This window comes from Okeania sp. SIO3B5 (assembly GCF_010692555.1).
Classification (GTDB): Bacteria; Cyanobacteriota; Cyanobacteriia; order Cyanobacteriales; family Microcoleaceae; genus Okeania.
In genome coordinates this window covers 1-9,512 of sequence record NZ_JAAHHG010000396.1, presented here as the reverse complement: position 1 = coordinate 9,512, position 9,512 = coordinate 1, and the positions used below count along the sequence as shown (strand labels likewise).

The window sequence follows — 9,512 nt, the reverse complement described above, 5'->3', positions numbered from 1 at the left end:
AAAAAACTTTCTCCTTCAACTCCAGTTCTTCTTCTTCCTTCTTCCAACTTCAGTCTTCCCCTCCTGGGAGGGGTTAGGGGTGGGTTGACTCCTGACTCCTGACTCCTGACTCCTCCGTCGTTATTTATTTATAACTGTTCAACCGGACATGATATAAAACGCAAATAAAATTACTAAAGTTATAAATATTTTAGATACAGCAGATTTCGGGCAAATGATGTACAGGGTGAATGGTGAAAATATTGCAGTGCGGGCATCTTGCCCGCTTCGGGGTGTACCTCACGGGCAGCGGAAAGTGCTGTAAGAGCGATCATTTTTCATTTATGAGACAGATCGTTAAATAGGGTTTGCGCTCAAAAGTCTTTTAGTAGGGGTAGGAGACAGGAGACAGGAGAAATGGAAATTATAGAGGAGGTAGTCGGAAAAATTGTTCCTTGATTTTTCTGCCATAATAGTCCCAAAATACTAGCTTTATGCAGCTCTTTGAGCCGAAAAGCTGGCACTTTTTTAGACCAAAAAATGCGCTCAACCTTTATATGTCAATGCTTTGATATTTAATCAGCAAACCCTAAATAAAAATCAAACCTTAAAAGTCGCAAAACATAATTCTGGAGCAACTTATGCTGCGCTCAATTTAATACTCATCAGGCTAATGTTTTGAGTGTGAGTTTTAGTCCTGATTGCGAAATTTTAAGGTATATGATTATTTGCAAACTAATCCTAATTTGAGTAATAGCGATCAACTTCTTTGTGATTATTGAAGAAAACTAAGTAATATATCGTAACTGATATGTCGTAAGTAATATGTTGTAACTGATATATCGTAGGTAATAAAAAATGGTGTTCTTGCATCTGTTACCTTGAATACTTATCTACTACTTTTGCAGTATATAAAAAAGAAGTCGGGACTCAGCAGTTAGTAGCTAGATACAGTTCTTTATTCATAATTATTCCAGAAATTTTTATATTTGAGCGCTTTCCCAATACTAATTACCTGCGTTCACAAATATACTTAAGTAAGTATCACCACCTCTTCAAGATCCGAATCACACTAAAAATCCGAAAATTTACTGATAATAAGAATATGTTGAGGAATAAACAAACAACTCAACTATGTAATGTCAACATCTTACTTTTTCAGGGTTAATCTAGCTATGACTATTTCACAATTCATCAAAAAACTTTCAGCGACTTTTGCTGGAACAACTTTCGCTGCTCTTAGTGGCATTACAGCAGCTCAAGCAATTTCTATAACTCCTACCAGTAATGGCAATGATTTAGTTAATGAAATTTTAGGCAGTGGGATTACCATTGCACCAGATTCTATCAACTATACAGGTACAGCAGGTGCTTCAGGAATTTTCACCGATGGATTATCATCTGGTATTGGTATCGATAGTGGTATTATTCTGACTACAGGTACAGCTACGGATGCTGAAGCTCCGAATAGTTCAGATAAGAAAACTACTGACAATGAATTGCCAGGAGATTCAGACTTGGATAAGTTGATTCCTGGATTTGCTACTGAGGATGCAACAATTCTGGAATTTGAGTTTGAAAGTGAAGGAGGAGACCTTTACTTCAATTACATATTTGCCTCTGAAGAATATGTAGAATGGACAAATGATGATTACAATGATGTTTTCGGTTTCTTCCTCAATGGAATCAATATTGCTCTAATCCCTGGTACATCTACTCCAGTTGCCATCAATACAGTTAATGGAGGAAGACCTCTAGGTATTGATGCTAGTAATCCGGAATTTTTCAACAATAATGACCCCAGTGAGGGTGGACCATTTTTTGATATAGAATATGATGGTTTTACTAATCTATTTACTGCACAAGCACTAGGACTGAGTGCTGGAACTCATCATATTAGATTAGCGATCGCTGATGCTGGTGATGCTTTTCTCGATTCTGCTGTATTTATCCAGGCAAATAGTTTTTCAGATATGCCTACAGGTGTTCCTGATTCTCAATCAACTGTAGATGTATCTAAATCTCAATCCACTGTAGATGTACTTAAATCTCAATCAACTGTAGATGTATCTAAATCTCAATCCACTGTAGATGTACCTAAATCTCAATCCACTGTAGATGTACCTAAATCTCAATCCACTGTAGATGTACCTAAATCTCAATCAATTGTAGGTGTTTCTGATTTTCAATCAAATATCAATGTATCTGATTCTCAATCAAATGTAGATGTACCTAAATCTCAATCCACCGCAGATGTACCTGAACCTTCTGTATTAATTGGGTTGTTGGTAATTGGTTTTGTTGGTTCGTCGCTCAAGAGAAAAATCAACAAAGTTTAAGATTGTATTAAATTTGTTTAATTAAGTATAAAAACATTCCCCATCTTCACCATTTCCAAATTTTTATACCTGACTCCTAGCTCCTGAGTGTTGACTCCTGACTTCAAAAGATTTTATAACTATGCTACCGAATTTGATATCACCCACCAAAAAATTTATAACCCACATTCCGCACGACAAAATGTAGCATAAAAATCTAAGTCAAAAGTCAAAAGTCAAAAGTAAGAAGTAAGAAGAAAATTATAGTAGTCAACGATTCAATAAGTATTTAGGGCTTGCTGATTAAATATCAAAGTCTTGACAGGTAAAGGTTTTACCCTTTTCAGGTGCTAATAAAGTACCCGCTTTTAGGTGGTAATGGTTCAAAAATCTAAGATTTTCGGCAAGATAGGGGTAGAAAATCAAGGGACGATTCTTCTGACTACTTCTTCTATAATTCCCATTCCTCCTGACTTCTGGATTCTGGATTCTGGATTCTGGATTCTACCCCTACCACTCATACTTATTCAGCAAACCCTATTTATACCTAATATTTAACTGAGAATTTGACTCTTGATCGAGGTAAACGAAGATAATTTATATAGTATAAATACTTAAACATCCTCAGAGTTTTATACTAATGTTCATGTTACAAATTGAAGTGCGGAATGTAGGTTATAATGTTAAGCATAAATACTTACTGAATCGTTGATTCCTATTAACCACTATAATTTTCTTCTTACTTTTGACTTCTTACTTTTGACTTCTTACTTTTGACTTTTGACTTTTGACTTTTGACTTAGTTTTGTCGTGCGGTAATGTAGACTTTAACCTACCTCTCAACAGCGCTAGGAGTAAATCGAACCTCTATTCGACGCCGACTCTGATTTGGATTACGATTTGCCCCGGCAAAATCTCCACCAGGATTATATAATTGTGCTGCAGAATAAGCCCGAAATTTTAACCCCAATTTTTTCAAACGGGGATTTTTTTGAAGTTCTTGTACAACAGATAAAGCACGCATCAAACCTAAATCTGCATTTGAACCTGGTACTAAACTATTAACAGATTCATTACCCTTAGCAACTCTTTCTAACTGAGTATCTAAATTACTTCCACTTCTCTGATTTACCTGGCCATCAGTATGACCTATTACTTCAACAACATAACCTTTATATTCCTTAGCAAAATCTTCTATTTGTTTGATTAAATCTCCCTCAATAAAACTTTTTAAATCTCCCGATATTTCGGCACTTCCTGATTCAAATCTTCGAGACTGAGAATCTCTAATTACTATCACAGGTGGAGACTTCAATTTTTCAATTTCTGTTTCTAGTTGTGTAACTCTATTTGATTTTTGCTCTAGTTCATTTTCAGAGGTAGTTACTAATCCTTGTAATTTTGTTACTTGATTTTGTAAATTACCAATTTGTCCTTGTAAACCTGTTACTTCACCAGTCTTTTGTTGAATTTGATTTTGTAAATTAGTAATTTCTTGTTGCAGTTGTAGGGCACGATTTTCGTTGGCATCAGAAATTGTCTCTATAAACAGAGATTTAATAATAGCTAATAGCAATAATAAACTTAATATCATAAAAGAGTTAGACATTAAGTCTGTAAACGCAGGCCAAATTTCTAGGTCGCGATTATCTTCAACAAGTCGTGAACGATGACGCATAATTATTTTAAATTAGGGAGTAGGGAGTAGGGAGTAGGGAGTAGGGGAGTGGGGGAGTGGGGAGTAGGGGAGTGGGGGAGTGGGGGAGTGAGGGAGATTGAATATTGAAGTAATTATAGAATTATAAAAATATTGTATAACCGGATTCTATAATTCTATCCATTACCCACATCTTTCTTAACATAAAACTTGATAAAAGAGAGAAGTTATGTAGTTACTATAAAATGGATATTTCCCAATAGTTATGTTGTAGATAAAATCCCACATTCCGCACTTCAAGAGCGTATCATTAAAAGTAGCATATAAATCTGTAACTTGGTAAGTATTTATACTATGCAAATTATCTCAAATTATAGCAATGTGCGCTGGCATATTTACAAATTACAGGAGGTATCAAATAGCTAAAAGTCTTATATTATTAGCTTTTTATTCCCCCAGATTAGCTGTTGCCTTCCGGAGCTGTTGCCTGCGCACAGCGCTATACTTTTTTCATTCATCAAATTCTGAGTAAAAAATTTACGCATAAATACTTGCTATACATGATTACTCAATCACGGCAGCTATGATTTTCTTCTAAAATTCTGTCTCCTGTCTCCTGACTCCTGACTCCTTCTTCGGTTGCTACATTTTGTGGTGCGGAATGTGGGTAAAATAGGTCAGAAAAAAGGATATTTAAAAGTCATTATTTTGCCAAGAGAGGGTTTGGAGGAGCGAACTGTCACCAAGATAAAAGAAGATTCTGTATTTTCTTGTATCCTTATTGCAGAAGTACTGATAACTGATAACTGATAACTGAAATGTAAGCATTCAGCTATTAGCAGTCAGCTATCAGCAAACCCTAATTATTCATTACTTCTAAGATTTAGGGAGGGGACTTTAACAGTAACGTAAGCATTCAGCTATTAGCCATCAGCTAGCCTCCTCCGGAGGAACTGCGGACTTCAGCAATAATACCTTGTGCTTAAGGACAAGTTTTAAATGAATATAGACTTTGGAACTGACTTTTAGTCAGATTTTTCTAGCTTAATTAAATATTGCTTTTAGTGAGTGATAAAAGCACTCTTCTGATAGCTGATAGCTGACGGCTGAATGCTTACACAGTAACTTTACTTCTAAGATTTAGGGAGGGAACTTTAACAGTAACTTTTATTCTGTCTCAATTTCTCAATTATTTTTACCTTCCCCAAAATTAATAGCTGATAGCTGATGGCTGATGGCTGACGGCTGAATGCTTACACTGAAATGACATCTACTTATTTGCTAATCTATCTATAATATGTGTCAGCCGATAAATTTCATTTTTAGTTTCTTTCATTTGACTGATATATTCCTGTAAATTTGTGGCAATAACGCTTAAATGGGAATTATTCAGATTGGCTTGATTACTCATACCTTTCCCTATTTGGTCTCCTAAAGATTTAATGCTCTGACTAATACCATCTGTGGAATTATTTAAGGCATTTGCTAAAGTTTTGAGTTGAATTTGTACTTCATCTAAATTATCTGCTTTAGATACTACTCTTCTTTGTAAAGTATCCAGAGTTCCCACCGCTAATTGAAAACCTTGTGATGCTTCTTGTAATTGTCGAATCATCTCAGCTAAAGATTTTTGATTACTTTGATGAGATTCTAATAGTCTTAATGAAGTTTGATTATTACTGGTAATTTGTTCTCCAAACTTTGCTAGTCTCTTACTATATCCCTGTAGTTCAATGACTACTATTTCTATTGCTTGAACAGCAGTAGCTAGAGTGGAAGTTGATTGAGAAAAATTACTTTGAATATTGGCTAATTCTGCTGTTGAATTAGCTAACTTTTGCGGAAATTGACTATGTTCAAATGTCTGTGCTACTTCTAGAAATTTATCCCCTGCCATCTGAAAATCTTTAGAACTTTTTGCCACTGTAGCAGCAGCTTCTCCTAATCGCACAAAAGTCTGTTCTGCTAATTTACTCGTCGTAGTATTAGCATTATGAATTTCTTGAATTTTATCTTGTAGAGCTGACTCTACTCCTACTCTGACTGTTTGACCAAATCTGGTTAAAAATCCTTCAAAAGAATAAGCAACTGCTTTTACTACTTTATCTAGCTGAGTTTGACCTTCTATTGTTTGTAAGTAAATATTATCTAAATAGTCTTCTATTAAACTTATTAATCTAGTTTTGGCAAGGCTAGTATTAAAAATAAAATTAACTGATGTAATTACTGCACTAAATAATATTGCTACTAAGCTGCTAGTAAAAGCAATTCCCATGCCTTGTAATGGTACTTGTAATTCCCTGAGCAAACTACTAACATCGGTAGCATTAGTATCACTAACTGTTTGACTTAAAGAAGTCAAGTTAATGGTAATGCCAATAAAAGTACCTAATAATCCAAAAGACACAAGTAGATTAGGTAAAATTCGACATAAATATTCTATTTGTTCATAAGATATTAATCCAAATAATCTTTGTCTACTATAAACTTGGTCTATTAATGCTCCTGTATTAACTTGCTCTAGTTTACTACTTGCGTCTGTAAATCTGTCTTCTAAATATTCGATAAATCTTGGCTTATTTACTGACTGCTGATTAATTAGTCTTCTGACTTTATTTCCTTGATTTACTAAGTCAAAATGAAGTAAAATTCTTAATAATATAGCAACCACAGATGGTACAATTACTAAAACAATTACTAGAGGGATTAAATAAGATGGTATTGGAGGCATAGCAACATCTCTAATGTTTCAATAGTTAATTAATTCAGAATTACTATAATTGTAAGCATTCAGCTATTAGCAGTCAGCAGTCAGCAATTAGTAATGATTAATTACTTCTAAGGTTTAGGAAAGGGACTTTGCCAGTAACTTTTATTTTTTCTCAATTTTAAAGGTTGCTTTTATCTTCCTCAAAATTAATAGCTGTTAACGTAGTTCCGACCTAGGAGGCTAGCTAATAGCTGACGGCTTAATGCTTCTCTATAATTCTGCTTGATAATTATAATAATTCTATCTTAATCCCTAGAAAAAATATAATTATGTTGATATTAACTACTGATAATTAAGACTTTTGTTTGATATTCTAAAGTAACTTCCAGGCCAGATATTAGAACAATAGACATCTCCAATCATAAAAAATAAAATCAATTATCGCACATAAATAATCAATTCTTTCCCCCTACTGCCTACTCCCTACTGCCTACTGCCTACTCCCTACTCCCTACTCTCTCTATTTCGGGAGAGGTCTAATAATTACTAAAAAAATTGAGAGAGGGGACAGTAATTAGTCCCTGATATTTAAGAAATCACTAATCTCCCTCACCATTAGCTGAAATTTGATTTGCTTCCCAAGGCCCAAATCTAGATTGATAATAGGCCAATATTTGGTCTACTTTTTGACGGACAGCATCTTCAGCATCTTCAGCATACTCCAGCCACAGACTTCCTATTTGGCTTTTTTCATAGTCAAATGGTTCTGAGGCAGGAGTCAAAAATAAGTCCACTTCTACTTTGCCGACTTGACGCAAATGAGCTGCTACTTCTCGATATACTGCCAGTGGTAGTCCCTGGCAGCTAATTTGATAACGTTGTTGTTTTTGTTTCGCAGTCTGCATTTTACTATTTACCGAATAATTAATAATTAAATAATTCAGTTTTATTAGCCTCCCCTTTGAAGGGGAAAAAAATAAATTCTTTCCTTTTAGCCAATCCTCTTTAGGGAGAGGTAATTATCCATTATCCATTATCCATTATCCATTATCCATTATCCATTATCCATTATCCATTAATGAACTTCCCAATAGATCGCCCTCTAAGCTATGATGTACCAATTGTTCAGTTGTATCTGGTAAATTACAACAGTTGATACTATCCAAACATACTTTGCCCCACTGCAAAGCCCAACGAACCAGTTCTACTCGATTATGGGTTGAAGTTTTACTCAGAATATTACTGATATGATTATCGACCGTTCGCTTGCTAATTTCTAGCTTCTCGGCGATTTTTTCATTAGTCAACCCATCTGCCACTAGCTCCACAACTTGAAGTTCCCTTTCAGAAAGGGATATTTTGGTTTGAGACTCACAACCAGTCATAACTTTTGCCTATATATGTAGATCTGCCTAATTATAATTTTAGAGACATCTTGACAAAATTCACCTTAATGACAATCTATAAGTGGGAAAAGTATGAATAAAGCTGAGGGAGGATAAAATTAGTTAATTATGTTTTTCAAAAAATAAAAAATATTGATTTTAAATATATAGCAAAGAATAAAGAATAGGTTGGTTAGGACTGATGCGGATAATAAACCGTAAGACAGGGAAATATTTTTCCCACTTTTTCCTGTTCCCTGCTATACCTTAGATTTTAATCATCACTAAAATATTCAAAAATTCCCTACCTACATATAACTTGATATACTCTAATCAATATGACCCATATTCATGTTCTCTGTCTCGGTGAAATTTTATTTGATTGTTTGGCTGATCGACCCGGAATACCTCTAAATCAAGTTCAGACTTGGACAACTTACCCTGGTGGTGCCCTCGCCAATGTTGCTTGTGGTTTAGTCAAACTAGGGACTCCTACTGCTTTAATTAGTTCAGTAGGTCAAGATACAGAAGGCAAAACACTGGTAAAACTTTTGCAAGAAGTGGGAGTAGACACTACGGGTATCCAGCAAAATTCTGACGCACCAACACGAAAGATCTATGTATTACACTCTACAACAGGGGAACGTGAATTTATTGGTTTTGGCGATCGCCAGACAACAGAATTTGCTGATACCCATTTACAAGCTGAACTTTTGCCAGAATCTTTATTTTTGCATGGTGATTTTTTAATCTTAGGAACCCTTGGACTAGCTTATCCTGAAACCAGACAAGCAATTTACCAAGCTCTTGAATTGGCTGACCAATACCATGTCAAAATCATGGTAGATGTCAACTGGCGTCCTTCATTTTGGCCTAATCCAGATGAAGCTAAAGAGCTTATATATTCCTTACTAAAAAGAGTGGATTTTGTCAAACTCTCTATAGAAGAAGCTGAATGGTTATTTGAATCTACCGAACCTGCTGCAATTACTTACCAACTACATTCAGTAGAAGGTACATTAATAACTGCTGGCGATCAAGGTTGTGCTTACTACTTGTCAGAAAATGAAGGTAAAGTACCAGCTTTTTCCATGGATGTGGTAGATACTACTGGTGCTGGTGATAGCTTTGTTGCAGGTTTTGTACATCAGTTGCGCCAATATGGTATTCGTCAACTACAGCAACCAGAGGTAGCAAAAAAAATTGTCACTTATGCTAGTGCGGTTGGCGCTTTAAGTACTACTAAAATAGGAGCAATGTCTGCTCAACCTACTGCAGATGAAGTTGAGGCATTTTGCAGTAGCTATTTGGGTAACTAAGATAGATATTGACATCCTCCCGACGCTGCACTTGCGTGACAGCGCGGGATTCCTAACCATCGCGCTCTTAGGTCTTTCTGCTGCCTCTTGCAGAGGAGCTGCGCTAACAATGCACCAGCCTCCAAGGTCAAGCCTCTTTTCGGA

The 9,512-nt window shown here is 35.4% G+C and carries 7 protein-coding genes and 1 pseudogene; 3 read left to right on the top strand and 5 right to left on the bottom strand.

Annotated features, from left to right (window positions below):
- Nucleotides 1-720: 720 nt before the first annotated feature.
- Nucleotides 721-852, bottom strand: coding sequence for a hypothetical protein (locus tag F6K54_RS33155; protein ID WP_293087594.1), 132 nt, complete (start codon nucleotides 850-852; stop codon nucleotides 721-723).
- A gap of 302 nt (nucleotides 853-1,154) precedes the next feature.
- Here F6K54_RS33155 and F6K54_RS33150 point away from each other — a divergent pair.
- Nucleotides 1,155-1,961, top strand: a pseudogene (locus tag F6K54_RS33150) (choice-of-anchor L domain-containing protein); the annotation flags it as partial.
- On the top strand, nucleotides 1,953-2,318 hold the full coding sequence (locus F6K54_RS43910) for a PEP-CTERM sorting domain-containing protein (protein ID WP_375342019.1): 366 nt from the start codon (nucleotides 1,953-1,955) through the stop codon (nucleotides 2,316-2,318). The pseudogene F6K54_RS33150 and the gene F6K54_RS43910, both read left to right, overlap by 9 nt.
- An 811-nt stretch (nucleotides 2,319-3,129) precedes the next feature.
- On the opposite strand, the gene F6K54_RS33145 is transcribed toward F6K54_RS43910, so the two are convergent.
- The 4 genes from F6K54_RS33145 to F6K54_RS33130 all read right to left on the bottom strand — a co-directional run bounded on the left by F6K54_RS33145 (nucleotide 3,130) and on the right by F6K54_RS33130 (nucleotide 8,049).
- Nucleotides 3,130-3,975, bottom strand: a complete 846-nt coding sequence (locus F6K54_RS33145; protein WP_293087588.1) for a hypothetical protein — start codon at nucleotides 3,973-3,975, stop codon at nucleotides 3,130-3,132.
- A 1,249-nt stretch (nucleotides 3,976-5,224) separates the two neighbouring features.
- Nucleotides 5,225-6,685, bottom strand: a complete 1,461-nt coding sequence (locus F6K54_RS33140; protein ID WP_293087585.1) for a hypothetical protein — start codon at nucleotides 6,683-6,685, stop codon at nucleotides 5,225-5,227.
- Between the two features lie 578 nt (nucleotides 6,686-7,263).
- Nucleotides 7,264-7,569 carry a hypothetical protein gene (locus tag F6K54_RS33135; RefSeq protein WP_293087582.1) on the bottom strand — a complete coding sequence of 102 codons (306 nt, stop codon included), beginning with the start codon at nucleotides 7,567-7,569 and terminating at the stop codon, nucleotides 7,264-7,266.
- A gap of 156 nt (nucleotides 7,570-7,725) precedes the next feature.
- Entirely contained in the window at nucleotides 7,726-8,049 is a 324-nt protein-coding gene (locus tag F6K54_RS33130; protein WP_293087580.1) for a response regulator transcription factor, read from the bottom strand.
- A 338-nt stretch (nucleotides 8,050-8,387) separates the two neighbouring features.
- Here F6K54_RS33130 and F6K54_RS33125 point away from each other — a divergent pair, with 338 nt between their 5' ends.
- Nucleotides 8,388-9,368, top strand: a complete 981-nt coding sequence (locus tag F6K54_RS33125; protein WP_293087577.1) for a carbohydrate kinase — start codon at nucleotides 8,388-8,390, stop codon at nucleotides 9,366-9,368.
- Nucleotides 9,369-9,512: the final 144 nt, after the last annotated feature.

Excerpts from the sequence above, each read along its gene's own strand:
- F6K54_RS33155 (WP_293087594.1), bottom strand. The coding sequence starts at position 852 with ATGCAAGAACACCATTTTTTATTACCTACGATATATCAGTTACAACAT.
- F6K54_RS43910 (WP_375342019.1), top strand. The coding sequence starts at position 1,953 with ATGCCTACAGGTGTTCCTGATTCTCAATCAACTGTAGATGTATCTAAA.
- F6K54_RS33145 (WP_293087588.1), bottom strand. The coding sequence starts at position 3,975 with ATGCGTCATCGTTCACGACTTGTTGAAGATAATCGCGACCTAGAAATT.
- F6K54_RS33140 (WP_293087585.1), bottom strand. The coding sequence starts at position 6,685 with ATGCCTCCAATACCATCTTATTTAATCCCTCTAGTAATTGTTTTAGTA.
- F6K54_RS33135 (WP_293087582.1), bottom strand. The coding sequence starts at position 7,569 with ATGCAGACTGCGAAACAAAAACAACAACGTTATCAAATTAGCTGCCAG.
- F6K54_RS33130 (WP_293087580.1), bottom strand. The coding sequence starts at position 8,049 with ATGACTGGTTGTGAGTCTCAAACCAAAATATCCCTTTCTGAAAGGGAA.
- F6K54_RS33125 (WP_293087577.1), top strand. The coding sequence starts at position 8,388 with ATGACCCATATTCATGTTCTCTGTCTCGGTGAAATTTTATTTGATTGT.